Source organism: Streptomyces canus (genome assembly GCF_001514145.1).
In the GTDB taxonomy this organism is placed as follows: domain Bacteria; phylum Actinomycetota; class Actinomycetes; order Streptomycetales; family Streptomycetaceae; genus Streptomyces; species Streptomyces canus.
Genome location: NZ_KQ948661.1, coordinates 67,298 through 82,628 on the forward strand (window position 1 = coordinate 67,298; position 15,331 = coordinate 82,628).

Genomic DNA, 15,331 nt, shown 5'->3' on the forward strand with positions numbered 1-15,331 from the left:
TCTCCCAAGGTTCACAGGGACACCCGCGCAACCGCCTTTTCGGGCACGGGATTTGGGATGTGCACGACCCGGGGGACGGCCCAGGACGGACAGTTGGGACCCCGGGGGACCAGGCCCCCGGGGAATCACCGGTTCATCACGTGCCGGTCAGGTGCTCCGGCCGTACCGGTGTCCTGTTGAGCTCCAGCCCGGTCGCGTTGCGGATCGCCGCGAGCACGGCCGGGGTCGAGGACAGGGTGGGCGCCTCGCCGACGCCGCGCAGCCCGTACGGGGCGTGGTCGTCGGCGAGTTCGAGCATGTCGACGGGGATGGTCGGCGTGTCGAGGATCGTGGGGATCAGGTAGTCCGTGAAGGAGGGGTTCCTGACCTTCGCCGTCTTCGGGTCGACGATGATCTCCTCCATCACCGCGACGCCCAGGCCCTGGGTCGTACCGCCCTGGATCTGGCCGATGACGGACAGCGGGTTCAGCGCCTTGCCGACGTCCTGCGCACAGGCCAGCTCGATCACCTTGACCAGCCCGAGCTCGGTGTCGACCTCGACGACCGCGCGGTGGGCGGCGAAGGAGTACTGGACGTGTCCGAAGCCCTGCCCGGTCCGCAGGTCGAAGGGCTCGGTCGGCCGGTGCCGCCACTCCGCCTCGACCTCGACGCTCTCGCCCTCGAGCACGTCGACCAGGTCCGCGAGGACCTCACCTCCGTCGGTGACGACCTTGCCGCCCTCCAGGAGCAGCTCGGCGGTGGCCCAAGCCGGGTGGTACGAGCCGAACTTGCGGCGCCCGAGCTCCAGCACCTTCTCCCGGACGAGCTCGCAGGAGTTCTTGACGGCGCCGCCGGTGACGTACGTCTGACGGGAGGCCGAGGTCGAACCGGCCGAGCCCACCTGGGTGTCCGCGGGACGGATGGTCACCTGCGCGACCCCCAGCTCGGTGCGGGCGATCTGGGCGTGGACGGTGACCCCGCCCTGGCCGACCTCCGCCATGGCCGTGTGCACGGTGGCGACGGGCTCGCCGCCGACGACCTCCATGCGGACCTTCGCCGTGGAGTAGTCGTCGAAGCCCTCGGAGAAGCCGACGTTCTTGATGCCGACCGCGTAGCCGACCCCCCGCACGACGCCTTCGCCGTGGGTGGTGTTGGACAGGCCGCCCGGCAGCTGCCGTACGTCGGCCTCCTCGCCGGCCGCGAGCCACTGCTGCTCCGGGGGAAGCGGCATCGCCTTGACGCGGCGCAGGAGTTCGGCGACGGGCGCCGGGGAGTCGACGGGCTGGCCGGTGGGCATGATCGTGCCCTGTTCCATGGCGTTCAGCTGCCGGAACTCCACCCGGTCCATGCCCACCGCGTCGGCGAGCTTGTCCATCTGCGCCTCGTAGGCGAAGCACGCCTGGACCGCGCCGAAGCCGCGCATCGCGCCGCAGGGCGGGTTGTTGGTGTAGAGGGCGAGGGCCTCGATCTCGACGTCGTCGACGACGTACGGCCCGATGCCGAGCGAGGCGGCGTTGCCGACGACGGCAGGCGAGGCGGAGGCGTATGCGCCGCCGTCGAGGACGATCCGGCACTTGACGTGGGTCAGCTTGCCCTCGCGCGTGGCCCCGTGCTCGTAGTACAGCTTGGCCGGGTGGCGGTGGACGTGCCCGAAGAAGGACTCGAACCGGTTGTAGACGATCTTGACCGGCTTGCCGGTGCGCAGCGCGAGCAGGCAGGCGTGGATCTGCATCGACAGGTCCTCGCGGCCGCCGAAGGCCCCACCGACGCCGGACAGCGTCATGCGCACCTTGCGCTCGGGCAGGCCGAGGACGGGCGCGATCTGCCGCAGGTCGGAGTGCAGCCACTGGGTGGCGATGTAGAGGTGGACGCCACCGTCCTCGTCCGGCACGGCGAGACCCGACTCGGGGCCGAGGAAGGCCTGGTCCTGCATGCCGAACGTGTACTCGCCCTTGATGACGAAGTCGGCCTTCTTCGAGGCCTCCTGGACGTCACCGCGGATGATCGGCTGCCGGTGCACGATGTTCGGGTGCGGGACATGCCCGACGTGGTGGTCGTCGCGGCCCTCGTGGACGAGGATCGCGTCGGGGGCGGTCGCGGAGGCCTCGTCGGTGATCACGGGCAGCTCGCGGTACTCGACCTTGATCTTGGCGGCGGCGCGGCGGGCCGTCTCGGGGTGGTCGGCGGCGACGATCGCGACCGGCTCGCCGTGGTGCCGGACCTTGCCGTGGGCGAGGACCGGGGTGTCCTGGATCTCCAGACCGTAGTTCTTCACCGCGGTCGGCAGGTCGTCGTACGTCATGACGGCGTAGACGCCCGGCAGGGCGAGGGCCTCGCTCGTGTCGATGGACACGATCTCGGCGTGGGCAACCGGCGAGCGGAGGATCTGCCCCCAGAGCATGTCCTCGTGCCACATGTCGGACGAGTACGCGAACTCGCCGGTGACCTTGAGGGTGCCGTCGGGGCGGAGCGTGGACTCGCCGATGCCGCCCTTGGTCTTCGAACCCTGGGTGATCTTGGTGGGAGTGCCGTTGGGACTGGACACGTCAGACCGCCTCTCCCTGCCGGGCGGCCGCGAGGCGGACCGCGTCCATGATCTTCTCGTAGCCGGTGCAGCGGCACAGGTTGCCCGACAGCGCCTCGCGGATGTCCGCGTCGCTCGGGTTGGGGTTGCGCTCCAGCATCTCGTCGGCGGCGACCAGCAGCCCCGGCGTGCAGAAGCCGCACTGGACGGCGCCGGCGTCGATGAACGCCTGCTGGACGGGCGAGAGTTCGGTGCCCTCGCCGGTGTGGGAGTCGTGCCCCTCCGGCGCCTGGTGACCGCACGAACGCTGCTTGGCGTAGTCCGCGAGCCCCTCGACGGTCACGACCTCGCGCCCCTCGACCTGCCCGGCGGCGACGAGGCACGAACACACCGGAACGCCGTCCAGCCGGACCGTGCAGGACCCGCACTCACCCTGCTCGCAGGCGTTCTTCGAGCCGGGCAGCCCGAGCCGTTCGCGCAGCACGTACAGCAGGGACTCGCCCTCCCACACGTCGTCGGCTTCCTGCGGACGTCCGTTGACAGTGAAGTTGACGCGCATTACGCAGCTCCCTCCGTGGTGGCGGCGGTGCCGCGGTACGACTCCCAGGTCCAGGTCAGCGTGCGGCGGGCCATGATGCCGACCGCATGGCGGCGGTAGCTCGCCGTGCCCCGGACGTCGTCGATCGGGTTGCAGGCGGCGGCGCAGAGGTCCGCGAACTGCTTGGCGACCGAAGGGGTGATGATCTTGCCGTTGTCCCAGAACCCACCCTCTTCCAGAGCGGCGTTCAGAAACTCCTCGGCGGTCTTGGCCCGAACGGGTGTGGGAGCGGCCGAACCGATCCCCGTCCGCACGGTCCGCGTCTCGGGATGCAGGGCGAGCCCGAACGCGCACACGGCGATGACCATGGCGTTCCTCGTCCCCACCTTGCTGAACTGCTGGGGCCCGTCGGCCTTCTTGATGTGCACGGCGCGAATGAGCTCGTCGGCCGCCAGCGCGTTGCGCTTCACGCCGGTGTAGAACGCGTCGATCGGGATGAGCCGCGATCCGCGCACCGACTCGACCTCGACCTCGGCGCCGGCCGCGAGGAGGGCGGGGTGGGCGTCACCGGCCGGGGAGGCGGTCCCGAGGTTGCCGCCGACGCCGCCGCGGTTGCGGATCTGCGGAGAGGCCACGGTGTGCGAGGCGAGGGCCAGGCCCGGGAGCTCGCCGCGCAGGTCCTCCATGATCCGGGTGTACGGCACGGAGGCGCCGAGCCGCACGGTGTCCTCGCCGACCTCCCACTCGGTGAGGTCGCCGACGCGGTTCAGGTCGAGCAGGTACTCGGGCCGCCGATGGTCGAAGTTGATCTCGACCATCACGTCGGTGCCGCCCGCGATGGGCACAGCGGTGGGGTGCTCGGCCTTGGCGGCGAGCGCCTCCTCCCAGCTGGCGGGGCGAAGGAAGTCCATGACCGGCTCTCTTCTTCGTCTTGGGGGTCGTACGGATCGAGCCAGATCGTGTGCGGCGGGCCCGGCTCGTTCATGTGCTGTTCACGTGGAGTGGAGCCAGTACACAGCGGCTACTCCGACGGGGTCAGTCACGGAAACCATGAAGGAGTTGGCTGGTCGGGGCCGCCATCTTGTAGATTCATATGAACGGAGGCCCTCAGTAACCTCCATGTTTTCCTGCGGAAACGTGCGGCACAGCCCACGTGACCTGGGACACAGCCCCGGAGACGGCACAGGCCGCTCCGCACTCACCTGACCCTTCCCCCATCGTAGATTTCGAGACAAAGAACGGCGGCGACGAGAATGCGGCTGCGCGCACTGCTGGACACCGACGCGCTGGGCCTGCGGCTGCTCGGCGGCGAGGACGAACTGGATCGCACCGTGCGCGGGGTGATGACCACGGACCTGCGCGACCCGAGCCGCTACCTCTCGGGCGGGGAACTGGTCCTGACGGGCCTCGCCTGGCGCCGGGACGCCGCCGACTCGGAGCCTTTCGTACGACTGCTCGTACAGGCCGGAGTGGCCGGGCTGGCGGCCGGTGAGGCGGAACTGGGCAATGTCCCGGAGGATCTGGTCGTCGCCTGCGTCCGCCACCGCCTCCCGCTGTTCGCGGTGCACGAGTCGGTGGCCTTCGCGACGATCACCGAGCATGTCGTACGGCAGGTCTCGGGGGAGCGGGCCGGCGACCTGGCGGCAGTGGTGGACCGCCACCGCCGCATGATGACCTCGGGCCCGGCGGGCGGCGGCCCGGACGTGGTCCTCGACCTCCTCGGCTCCGACCTGGACCTGCGCGCCTGGGTCCTGTCCCCCACCGGCCGCCTGATCGCGGGCCCGAAGGTGGCGGGCCCCGGTCTCCCGGCGGACACCTGCGCCAAGCTCGCGGCGGAACACCTGACGGCGGCCCGCACCGGGCGCCGGGGGCCCCACCGTGTCACGCTCGGCTCGTCGACGTACTCCCTCTTCGCGGTCCGCAGCTCCGGCCGCTCCCCCCAGGCCTCCCGGGACGTACGCGAGACCGTCCTGTCGGACTGGCTGCTGGCGGTGGAGGCGGATGCCGGCGACTGGCCGGAGGAACGCCTGGACCTCCTGCGCGGCGTCACCCAGCTGATCGCGGTCGAGCGGGACCGCAGGGACGCGGCCCGAACGGTCCGCCGCCGCCTGGCTCAGGAGGTCCTGGAACTGGTCCAGACGGGAGCGGCACCGGCCGAGATCGCCGCCCGCCTCAGGGTGGCCGCCCCGGTCCTCCTCCCCGGCCTGGGAGCGGCCCCTCACTGGCAGGTGGTGGTGGCCAGGGTCGAATGGCAGGACGGCGACCTGGAGGGCGGTCCCGTGGCCCAGTCGCTCCTGGAGGAGATCCTGGTGGACCCGTCGGCCACGGGCCCCGAGCCCTCCGACCGCATCGCGGTGGCCCACACCGGTGACGAGGCGATCGCCCTGGTCCCCCTCCCGGCGGTCTCCACCGAGCACGACGGCTCCGAGGCCGGCATCCTGGCGGACGCCCTCCTGGAATCCGTACGGGACCCCCTCGCGGCCGGACTGGACGACGACGGCCGGGTCACCCTGGGCGTCAGCGCGTCGGTGCACTCGGCGGAGGGCCTCAGAGGCGCCCTGGAGGAGGCCCGCCACGCCCGCAGGGTGGCGGCGGCCCGCGCCGGCCGGGTCTGCGCGGCAGGCCACCAGGAGCTGGCCTCGCACGTCCTGCTGCTGCCCTTCGTGCCCGACGACGTCCGCCGGGCCTTCACGGCCCGCCTCCTCGACCCGCTCCGCGACTACGACCGCCGTCACCGGGCCGAGCTGATCCCCACCCTGGAGGCCTTCCTGGACTGCGACGGCTCCTGGACCCGCTGCGCGACCCGTCTCCACCTGCACGTCAACACGCTGCGCTACCGCGTCGGGCGGATCGAGCAGTTGACGAGCCGGGACCTCTCACGCCTCGAGGACAAGCTGGATTTCTTCCTGGCACTGCGGATGAGCTGAAACCTGTGAGGCCCCGGACTCCCACGACTTTGTGAATTCCTTCACCCACCCCCTTGGCCGGGCCCGTCGTTTCGTGCTGAGATGCCGCCACCACTCATAGCTCGACGGCGCGCTCGGGGAGGGCAACGTGGCGTATACCGCCATGTCTGGTAACGGAACGACCGCCGGTGACGATCCACTCCAGACCGCGGTATGGCGGCTGCGCTCGCGGGCCTGCTGGGCCGACGCGGCCGCCCTGCTCCAACCGGTCACCGCGCAGGCGGCGCTGCAGCGAGCGGCACTTCTGGTGGAACGCTGCCTGTACACGGAGCAGGGCTGGGCGGAGGCGGAGGACGCACTGCGCACCGCCGAGGCCCTGGCCCACAGCGACGGCGAACGGGGAGCGGCCGCTTGTGAACGAGGGCAACTTGCGTACGCCTCGACGCTCCACGGGGTCCGTGACCGCGCGGACGAGGCGAGGGCGGCGCTGGGCCGTGCGGCGGCGCTGATCCCTCCGGGGGTGGAGGCCAGGGCACTGCTGGACTTCCGCCGGGGGCTGCTGGCGGAGAACCTGGCCCACGCTCCCCAGGCGGCCCGAGCGGCCTACCGCCGCGCCCACGCGGGCGCCACAGCCCACTCCGACCCCCTGCTGCTGTCCTTCACCTGGCGCCACCTCGCCGGACTCGCCCTGCGGGACGGCGAGTTGGCCGAGGCGCGGCACGGCTTCGCCGAATCACTCCGGATCCGGGAGGAGTTGGGCTACCTGGTGGGAACGGCACCGGCCCTCGCTTCCCTCGCGGACGCGGAGGTGGAACCGGAGGCGTCCCGGCTCCGCGAGGAGGCGAGGCGGTTGTACCGGTTGCTGGGCGGCGTACCCACGTGGCTGTCCCGACAGTTGACTCCACCGGCGGCCACGGCGTGATGTGACCGGGGGCGCCTATGGAGGCGCCGGGTCAGGTTGTCGGGCGGGTGCGGGTGCGTTGCGGCTGGTCGCGCAGTTCCCCGCGGGCAGCTGCGCTGGGCTTGGCGGGGCGCCTACGGGGGTGCCGGGTCGGGTTGTCGGGCGGGTGCCGGTGAGTGGGGGCTGGTCGCGCAGTTCCCCGCGGGCAGCTGCGCTGGGCTTGGGCGGGGCGCCCTACGGGGGTGCCGGGTCGGGTAGTCGGGCGGGTGCGGGCCGGTGGGGGCTGGTCGCGCAGTTCCCCGCGCCCCCGGGGAGTTGCAGCCACCGGCGCCACGACGGACCGTTCACCGGACGTACCGCACACCCCGCGCCACGACGGGCCGGTGGCCGCGTACGGCGGGAAGGGACCGCCGCAGGCACTCAGGGGCGCGGGGAACTGCGCACAACGCCCGCCCCCACCGAACCCGCACAGGCCGCCGCAGGCAACCGCCTCACGACCTCCCGGCGAAATGCCCGCCCACAAGCCCCCGCACCACATCCAGATCCCGCGCGATCAACGCGTCCAACAGCGCCGTGTGCTCCGCCGCGTCCGCGATCAGATCCGCCCGGCCGCGCGCCGCGGACGCACCCACCAGCGGCCACTGGGACCGCCGGTGCAAGTCCGACGCGATCTGCACCAGTTGCTCGTTCCCCGACAGCGACAGCACCGCGCGGTGGAACGTCCGATCGGCCTCCGCGTACGTCGCCCGGCACCCCGACGACGCCGCCCGCACGCTCGCCTCCGCCACCGGCCGCAGCTCCGCCCACCGCTCCACCGGCACGCTCCGCGCCAGCCGCAACACCACCGGCACCTCGATCAGCGCCCGCACCTCGGCCAACTCGGCCAGCTCACGGGCCCCCCGCTCGACCACCCGGAAGCCACGGTTGGGAACAACCTCGACGGCCCCCTCCAGCGCGAGCTGCTGCATGGCCTCCCGCACCGGCGTGGCGGACACCCCGAAGCGCTCCCCCAGCGCGGGCGCCGAGTACACCTCGCCAGGAAGCAACTCTCCCGTGACCAACGCCGTACGCAGGGCGTCGAGGATCTGCCCCCGCACGGAGGCCCGCTGGACGACAGGCCGCGGGATCGGCACCTCACTGTGCGTGTGCTCACCCCGGACCCCGGAACCCGCTTCGGCCCGGACCCGCGCCGCATCGGAGGCCCGCATCTGCGGCGGCACCCGAACCGCGCCCACGGCCAGGTCCACGTCCCGCTCCACACCCCCCGTCCCGGCGGAGCCCTGCGCACCCTGCTTCACGGGTCCTCCTCCGGACGTGTCGGTACTTGGGGTCATTAACGAGGGCTTGTTACTCACCCGTCAAGCACCTTAGGCGCAGAACGCTCCAGTTCAAATCCGAAGATCCCGGGTAAGGTAAGCCTTACCTTTAGCTGACCGCTCAAGACGACTGCGAATCGGTGCTCCCCGCATGCCCATACCGCTGCCCCGCCACCAGCGCGCCCCCCGCTCCGCCGTCACAGCCGCCTACGCGCGCGTGACCGAGGCCCTCCCGGTGCTGACGGTCACGGAGCTGCCCGCGGACACCCCCCTCCCGGCCGGTGACGGCTGGGTCACCGCCGCGGCCCTCGCGGGGAACGGCACCGCCCTGGACACCTTCCTCGCCTGGGACGACGAACAGGTCCTCAGGGACAACGCCAGGAAGGGCCGCCCGGACGTGATCGCCGGCTTCGGCCTGCACCGCTACGCCTGGCCGGCCTGTCTCCTCTTCACGGCACCGTGGTTCCTGCACCGCAGGGTCCCCCGCTACCCGGTGACCGAGGTCTCCTACGACCGCACCCGGGGCCCGATGGCCCTCGCCGTCCACCCGGGCCCGTTCGCCTGCCTCCCGGACGACCCGGCCGCCGCGCTCCCCGGCGCGTACACGGTCCCCGACGAGGAGTCCCTGCGCGCGGAACTGAGGGACGCGATCGCCGAGCACATGGAGCCGCTCCTCGCCGCCTTCGGCCCGCGCATGCGCCGCCGCGGCAGGGCCCTGTGGGGCATGGTGACCGACGAGATCGTCGAGGGGATCTGGTACGTCGCCGAACTGCTCGGCGAGCACGAGAAGCGCCGGGCCGAACACGCCCTGGAACTCCTGCTGCCCGGGACGACGAAGCCGTACGCCGGCTCCCCGGCCTTCCGCATGCTCACCGGCCCCGACGGCGGGCCCCTGGCCACCCGGGACCGGATCAGCTGCTGCATGTACTACACACTGGATCCGGCCGACACCTGCGTGACCTGCCCGCGCACCTGCGACAAGGACCGGATCACCAAGCTCACGGCGGCCGCTGCCAGTTGAGGTCCCGTCAGAGGGGACCCCGCCGCAGACCACCCTCCCGCGTGCCGTAAGATCACGCCGACTGGGACGCCCGTTCGGTTACAGCCAATTCACAACTTCCTCACTTGTCGCAGGAACTTTCCGGGGAACCACCCGTACGGGTAGTCTTATTCGAACTCAACTCCCGCCCCTCAAGCGGCAGTTCGAGCAGAACGCCGCCCTGGGCAACCCCTTGCACTTCCTTGGCGGCCTCTTGCCCCGAAAACGCCTGAGGGCCGTTGGGATTGGGCCACTATGGCGGGCGATACGCCCTATCCCAATGCAAGGGACCCCAGATGAGACTGACCGACATATCGCTGAACTGGTTGCTTCCGGGCGCCGTACTGCTCCTGGGCATGCTGGCGGCGGTAGCGGTGCTCGCGCGGAGCAAGCGGTCCGGCGGGGAGCACGCGAAAGACGACTCGTGGGAGCGGAGCGAGGAGCGCCGCAGGCGCAAGGAGGCCATATATGGCACCGCCTCCTATGTCCTTCTGTTCTGCTGTGCGGCGGTCGCCGCCGCCCTCTCCTTCCACGGTCTGGTGGGCTTCGGCCAGCAGAACCTGAACCTGTCCGGCGGCTGGGAGTACCTCGTCCCGTTCGGCCTGGACGGCGCGGCGATGTTCTGTTCCGTGCTCGCGGTGCGCGAGGCCAGCCACGGTGACGCGGCCCTCGGCTCCCGGATACTCGTGTGGACGTTCGCCGGCGCGGCGGCCTGGTTCAACTGGGTGCACGCGCCCAGGGGGTTCGGCCACGACGGCGCACCTCAGTTCTTCTCCGGCATGTCCCTCTCGGCCGCCGTCCTCTTCGACCGCGCGCTGAAGCAGACCCGCAAGGCCGCTCTGCGCGAGCAGGGTCTGGTGCCGCGTCCGCTTCCCCAGATCCGCATCGTCCGCTGGGTGAGGGCGCCGCGTGAGACGTACAAGGCCTGGTCGCTGATGCTGCTGGAGAACGTGCGCAGCCTCGACGAGGCGGTCGACGAGGTCCGCGAGGACAAGCGCGAGAAGGAAGCGGCCCGACTGCGTCGGCGCGGCGAGCAGCGCGTGGAGCGCGCCCAGCTCAAGGCGATCAGCCGGGGACACCGCGGCTTCGCCGGCCGGGGCGGCGGGCGCGAGTTGGAGTCCCAGGCGGCGGCCCCGGCTCTGGAGCGAGCCTCCGCGGAGCCTGCCATACCCAACCCGGAGCCGCTGCCCGTACGCCAGCGTCCCTCTCTCCAGCCCGTCCGCGGCGCGTCCGAGTCGCACTCCGTCGACCTCACCGCGGAGGACGACACAATGGCCCTGCCGCGTCTCGACTCGCTGGAGCGCAAACTCAAGGATCTTGAGCAGCAGTTCGGCTGAGGCGAAAGCCGAGCCCAGGGCCAGAGCCAAGGCCTGAAGGGCGCGGCCGCGAGGCCGGAGCACCACGGGAAGGGGGCGTGACCGACGCGGTCACGCCCCCTTCCCGTGGTTCACGCCGTTCCGGCGTCGAGTTCGAACCAGACGGCCTTGCCCACGCCGTGTGCCCGTACACCCCAGGCATCCGCGAGGGACTGCACCAGGACCAGGCCCCTGCCATGTGTACCGTCATCGGCCTTCGGTACGCGCATCCGGGGTCTGCGGGCGACGAAGTCCCGCACCTCGACCCTCAGCGCCCGGGGTCCCACCGTGGCCGTGACGACCGCGTCGTGGTCGGTGTGCACGAGTGCGTTGGTGACGAGTTCACTGGTGAGCAGTTCGGCTATCTCGGATCGTCCGGGCCTCCCCCAATGTCGTAACAGCTCGCGCAAGGCCCTGCGTGTCTCAGGTACGGCCCCCAGGTCCGCCTGCTCCAGTCTGCGCCGGAGCTGAGGCGACTGCGCCTGCTCCAGGGCGCTGTCGGCCTTCTCCTCCACGGTCTTTGCCGAGAAGGCCCCTACTGCCGTGGGACCGCCTCCTCGTGCCTGCCTCTTCATGACCCCCGCCCGCGTGCCGATGTCGGTTTCCCTCCTGCTCGAACACGTTCACGGGGATCCATGCCCCATAGTTCATGCGGCAGTCATGTCGAATCGTCAACGACCAGGTGTTCGGCCACGTTTGCGGTGGCGACCACGGCCACGTCGGCAGAGCGGACGAATCCCGGACCAACCCCTGCGGACCACAGCGCACGCCGGCGCGGCTTCGACGGGCCGGCGCCCCGCGGCGGTCCGTACGGCCCGCCCGACCCGCGGCGCGTGTGCCGCCGGCCCCCTCCGTGCGGCATGTGCCCTGCGAACCGGTGCCGGGGTACCGGACACCATGGGCGCCGCGCGAGCCCTTCACCCCGGGAAAACGCGGGAAATCACCTGGTCGGCAAGGGGGTGCCGAGGGCCGCGAGGAGCGGGCGGACCTGGGCATCCGCGCGGGGTCCGGCCCCGGATGCCCACGTACCGGCGCGGCCCTCGAGGCGAGGAGCCTGCCGTACGACGACCCGCGCGCCCTTGAAACGGCGTGCACCCCCGCCGTCGGCACCCGACGACCGGGCACGGCGAGCGGAGGTGAGCCGGTGCATCCGTTCCCGGAGGCGGCAGCCGACCCCGCAGTGCCGCAGGGCTGCTGAGCCACATGGCTCCGGGACACCGGGACCACCGGGCATGGGCCGATCTGCCGACCCCGCGCTGCCGACCTCGCCGTACCCGACGAAGAGGTGTGGCAGGCGGGAAACTGGCCGGAATCCGCCGCTACTTGCCAGCGACGCCCTTGGTGCCGATGTGGAAGATCTTGTGGCTGCCGCGGGTCATGTCGACGACGAGGGTGCTGGTCTGGCCGGCACTCCAGGTGAGGGTGACGACTGCCTCCGTGTGGTCGGCGGTGCCGTTGTCGGTGACCTTCCAGGCGAGGGGCACGTTCTGGGCACGCAGGACGCCGTCGGCGTGCTCCTTGTCCTCCCAGGCGTTCAGTTCCTTCTGGAACGCCTGGGTGAGGTAGTGCGCGCGGAGCGCGTCCTGGAGATCGCCGCCGCCCTCGTCGGTGACCGCGTCGACGTAGGCGCCGTAGAAGTCGGCGATGCGGGTGATGTTGTCGGACGGCTTCCCGCTGACGCTGCGCGGTGCTCCGGCGGAGGCCTGGGCGGTGATGCCGAGGCCGAGGGCCAGGGCGAGGCCGACGGCCAGGGTGGTGCGGCGGGTCGCCTTGGTCGTGTTCATCTGTGTTCCCCGTTTTCCTTCTGAGTCTTTCTGAGACTTGCCGATGGTGATGCGGTCCAGGCGGGGCCGCCCGCCCGACCCCCGTGCGGGAGGGCGGCCCCTGCTCTCAGTGGAGCTTGTTCACCGCGGTGGCGGTCGTCTTCTTGAAGGCCTTCACCGGGGCACCGGAGAAGTCGCCCATCTGGGACCACTCCACGACGGTGACGGTCCGGTCGTCCCGGCCGACGGACAGCAGGCGGATGTCGGTGGCGCCGTACGAGTACTCCGTGTGCAGGCCGTGGACCCGGGCGCCCTCCTCGACCGCGACCTTGCCGTAGTCCTTGTACGTCGCCTCGAGCTCCGGGTCACCCTGCTCGAGGCGGTCCGCGCAGGTGCGGATCTCCTTGTTCATGCGGGTGGCGAGGGCCGCGGCCTTGGTCTTGGTGCCGACCTCGATCGTCAGCTGGCGGGCGCTGGTCTCCAGTTCGGTGCGGAAGTCGCGGTACCGGGAGTCGTAGCCCGGCAGGGCGTCCTCGAGGCAGAGCAGCAGTTCGTCCGGGACGCCGTCGGTCACCTTGCCCGCCGTCCAGGCGGACGAGGGGTGCGGCGGGAGGTCGGCGGCCGAGAGGAACCTGGGCGCGGCCGGCGCGGCACCGGCCTGCACGGCGAGTGTGACGCCGAGCACGAGGCCGGTGAGAGAGAGTACGGTGAGCGCGCCTGCTCGGGTGCGCTTGGGCATGGGTGTCCCCCGTGAGATACGTGCATGAGTGTGGGATGCCGCGCCGACGGCGGATGGTCGGTCCGGCCAGGTCGGTGCGACACCAAGAGCATCAGCGGTCACACGGGGCGGATGCAACACGGGACACGGGATCCGTCTGCATGGAACCATCCCAGGCCGTCTGACGTGCAGCTATAGGGAGTGCCTGGGATACGGGATCAGGGGGGAATCGTTGTCGGCACGGGAATTACAGGACGATGTCGAGGAGTTCGCGGCCCTGCTGCGGCGACTGAAGGAACGCACGGACCGCAGCTACGGTTCGCTGGCCCGGCGGCTGAACATGAACACCTCGACCCTGCACCGGTACTGCGCGGGCGACGCGGTACCGGTCGACTTCGCACCGGCGGAACGGTTCGCGGCGCTGTGCGGGGCGTCGGCCGAGGAGCGGTTGGATCTGCACCGGCTGTGGCTCTCGGCGGTGGCGGCACGACAGCGGCCACGGGCCGGGGAGGCGGCGGACGCAGCGGCGGGGACGGCCGCCGCTACGGCAACGGAAGCGGCAGTCGGCGGGGGAAGCGGAGCGGGGGCGACTGACGACGCGACGGCGACGGCGACGGCCGATCTGGCGCCGGCGGCGGATGGCGGTACGTCAGCGACAGCCGACGAGGTGAACGCGGCGACCGCGGCGGCGGGCAGCAGCGCGTTGGGCGACGACGCGACAGGCGAGCTGAGCACGGCGACAGACAGCCACGCGATGGCCGGCGGCGCGGCGAACAGCAGCATGGCCGGCGCGGCAGCGGGCGACGACGCGGCAGGCGAGCTCAGCGCGGCAGACGGCCACGCAGTGGGCGGCGGCGCGGCAGGCGACGTGCGCGCAGCGAGAGGCGTCGGTGTGGGCGGTGATGTGAGCGCGAGCGCCGAGGGTGAGGGGGACGCCTTGCTCGCGGGGCGCGGTGCTGCTCCGCCCCGGCCCTGGTACCGCCGTCGGCGCGTCGTCATGACCGCGGCCGCCGCGGTGGCGCTTCTCGCCACGCTGGGCAGCTTGTCGGCGCTGCCCTCGGGGCGTTCCGCGTCGGATGAGGTCGCCCAGGCCCCGGACCAGTCGTCCCGTACGACTACGACGGCATCGGGCTCGCCCCGCCACTCCCCGTCCAAGTCGCCGAGCCCCTCCGCCACCTCCGGCTCCCCGTCGCCCAAGGGCACCCGCAACAGCCCCTCCGCGTCGGCGACGGACGGCGGCGCCGCCACGAAGGGCACCGGCAGGTCCGGACAGCAGGGAGCCGCCACCGGCACCCCGCTCACCTGGACGGTCAACTCCCATGTCTGGAACGCGGGCTGCGGCCACGACTACGTCATCGACAAGCCGCCCGCCCAGGTCCCGCCGCCCCCGACGGCCCAGGACGCCGCGAACTGGGCGGGCACGCTGGGCGCGATCCACGGCCGGCAGACCATGGTGCAGATCTCGGTGCAGGGCCGGAACTCCACGGCTGTCGTCCTGGAGGACCTCCGGGTCCGGGTCGTCTCGCGCGGGACCCCGGCCAAGGGCAACTCGTACGCCATGGACCAGGGGTGCGGAGGCGCGCTCACCCCCCGCTACTTCTCCGTCGACCTGGACAAGGACCGGCCGATCGCCCACTCGCAGTCCGGCAACGACGGCGAGAACGTCATCCCGGCCGTGAGGATGCCCTACCGCGTCTCCTCCGAGGACCCTGAGGTGCTGCTGGTCACGGCGGAGACCGAGGGCTGTGACTGCAGTTGGTACCTGGAACTGGACTGGTCCTCCCAGGGCCGCACCGGCACGGCCCGCGTCGACGACGACGGCCGCCCGTTCCGCACGTCCGCCATCAAGGGCCTGCCCCGCTACTGGTACGGCACGAACACCGCAGGTGAGCGGGCCTGGGTGGACTACGACAGCTAGGAGCCGACCGCGGACCCCACACGGTGAGCCGTGCCGTCGGGGTCCACGTAGGCGAACTCCCGTAGTCCGTAAGGCGTGTCGGCCGGCTCGACGAAGCGACCCTCGACGCCGGAGGCCACCCACTCGGCATGGACGGCGTCGGCGTCGCTCACGTACAGGTAGACGACGGCTCCGGTGCGCAGAGGGTCGTGCTCGGACCACTCGCTGAGGTGCATCGAGACCGAACCCCGCTCGACGAAGCCGTACCGCTCGGGGCCGTCGTAGGCACGCGCGGCGAAGCCCAGCCGACGGTATCGCTCCAGGGCCGCGGCGAGGTTCCGGACCGGGACGACGGGCGCGACTTCGGTGAAGGCGATTTCTGGCATGCGGCCAGT

13 protein-coding genes are annotated in these 15,331 nt (G+C 71.7%); 5 read left to right on the plus strand and 8 right to left on the minus strand.

Annotated elements, in window-relative coordinates; all coding sequences use genetic code 11:
• Positions 1-136: 136 nt before the first annotated feature.
• The 3 genes from AQJ46_RS20155 to AQJ46_RS20165 are packed head-to-tail and all read right to left on the minus strand — an operon-like array spanning position 137 to position 3,952.
• Positions 137-2,524: a xanthine dehydrogenase family protein molybdopterin-binding subunit gene (locus AQJ46_RS20155; protein ID WP_059206931.1), complete on the minus strand. Its 2,388-nt coding sequence runs from the start codon at positions 2,522-2,524 to the stop codon at positions 137-139.
• A 1-nt stretch (position 2,525) separates the two neighbouring features.
• On the minus strand, positions 2,526-3,062 hold the full coding sequence (locus tag AQJ46_RS20160; RefSeq protein ID WP_059206932.1) for a (2Fe-2S)-binding protein: 537 nt from the start codon (positions 3,060-3,062) through the stop codon (positions 2,526-2,528).
• Positions 3,062-3,952 carry an FAD binding domain-containing protein gene (locus AQJ46_RS20165; protein ID WP_059206933.1) on the minus strand — a complete coding sequence of 297 codons (891 nt, stop codon included), beginning with the start codon at positions 3,950-3,952 and terminating at the stop codon, positions 3,062-3,064. Before AQJ46_RS20165 ends, AQJ46_RS20160 begins: the two co-directional genes overlap by 1 nt.
• Positions 3,953-4,294: 342 nt before the next feature.
• Between AQJ46_RS20165 and AQJ46_RS20170 the strand changes: the two genes are divergently transcribed.
• Together AQJ46_RS20170 and AQJ46_RS20175 are read left to right on the plus strand one after the other, a co-directional pair.
• Complete coding sequence (locus tag AQJ46_RS20170) at positions 4,295-5,968, plus strand: PucR family transcriptional regulator (protein WP_059206934.1); 1,674 nt, start codon at positions 4,295-4,297, stop codon at positions 5,966-5,968.
• A gap of 127 nt (positions 5,969-6,095) precedes the next feature.
• The gene (locus tag AQJ46_RS20175) at positions 6,096-6,869 is read left to right on the plus strand and encodes a hypothetical protein (RefSeq protein WP_059206935.1); all 774 of its coding nucleotides are present in this window, start codon (positions 6,096-6,098) and stop codon (positions 6,867-6,869) included.
• A 470-nt stretch (positions 6,870-7,339) separates the two neighbouring features.
• Here AQJ46_RS20175 and AQJ46_RS20180 read toward each other — a convergent pair whose 3' ends face one another.
• Entirely contained in the window at positions 7,340-8,146 is an 807-nt protein-coding gene (locus AQJ46_RS20180; RefSeq protein WP_059206936.1) for a GntR family transcriptional regulator, read from the minus strand.
• 169 nt (positions 8,147-8,315) lie between these two features.
• Between AQJ46_RS20180 and AQJ46_RS20185 the strand changes: the two genes are divergently transcribed.
• Together AQJ46_RS20185 and AQJ46_RS20190 are read left to right on the plus strand one after the other, a co-directional pair.
• Positions 8,316-9,185: a (2Fe-2S)-binding protein gene (locus AQJ46_RS20185; protein WP_059206937.1), complete on the plus strand. Its 870-nt coding sequence runs from the start codon at positions 8,316-8,318 to the stop codon at positions 9,183-9,185.
• Positions 9,186-9,499: 314 nt separating this feature from the next.
• On the plus strand, positions 9,500-10,540 hold the full coding sequence (locus tag AQJ46_RS20190; RefSeq protein ID WP_057617353.1) for a DUF2637 domain-containing protein: 1,041 nt from the start codon (positions 9,500-9,502) through the stop codon (positions 10,538-10,540).
• Between the two features lie 110 nt (positions 10,541-10,650).
• Here the strand turns inward: AQJ46_RS20190 and AQJ46_RS20195 are convergent, their stop codons facing one another.
• From AQJ46_RS20195 to AQJ46_RS20205, 3 genes are all read right to left on the minus strand, one after another.
• Positions 10,651-11,133, minus strand: coding sequence for an ATP-binding protein (locus tag AQJ46_RS20195; RefSeq protein WP_225887366.1), 483 nt, complete (start codon positions 11,131-11,133; stop codon positions 10,651-10,653).
• Positions 11,134-11,877: 744 nt separating this feature from the next.
• Complete coding sequence (locus tag AQJ46_RS20200) at positions 11,878-12,342, minus strand: hypothetical protein (protein ID WP_059206938.1); 465 nt, start codon at positions 12,340-12,342, stop codon at positions 11,878-11,880.
• A 106-nt stretch (positions 12,343-12,448) separates the two neighbouring features.
• A complete protein-coding gene (locus AQJ46_RS20205) occupies positions 12,449-13,060 on the minus strand; it encodes a hypothetical protein (RefSeq protein WP_059206939.1) in 612 nt (203 codons plus the stop codon).
• 211 nt (positions 13,061-13,271) lie between these two features.
• On the opposite strand from AQJ46_RS20205, the gene AQJ46_RS20210 reads away from it, so the two are divergent.
• Positions 13,272-14,957, plus strand: a complete 1,686-nt coding sequence (locus AQJ46_RS20210) for a helix-turn-helix domain-containing protein (RefSeq protein ID WP_059206940.1) — start codon at positions 13,272-13,274, stop codon at positions 14,955-14,957.
• Here the strand turns inward: AQJ46_RS20210 and AQJ46_RS20215 are convergent.
• On the minus strand, positions 14,954-15,322 hold the full coding sequence (locus tag AQJ46_RS20215) for a bleomycin resistance protein (RefSeq protein WP_059206941.1): 369 nt from the start codon (positions 15,320-15,322) through the stop codon (positions 14,954-14,956). The two genes, AQJ46_RS20210 and AQJ46_RS20215, sit on opposite strands and share 4 nt — an antisense overlap.
• Positions 15,323-15,331 lie beyond the last annotated feature (9 nt).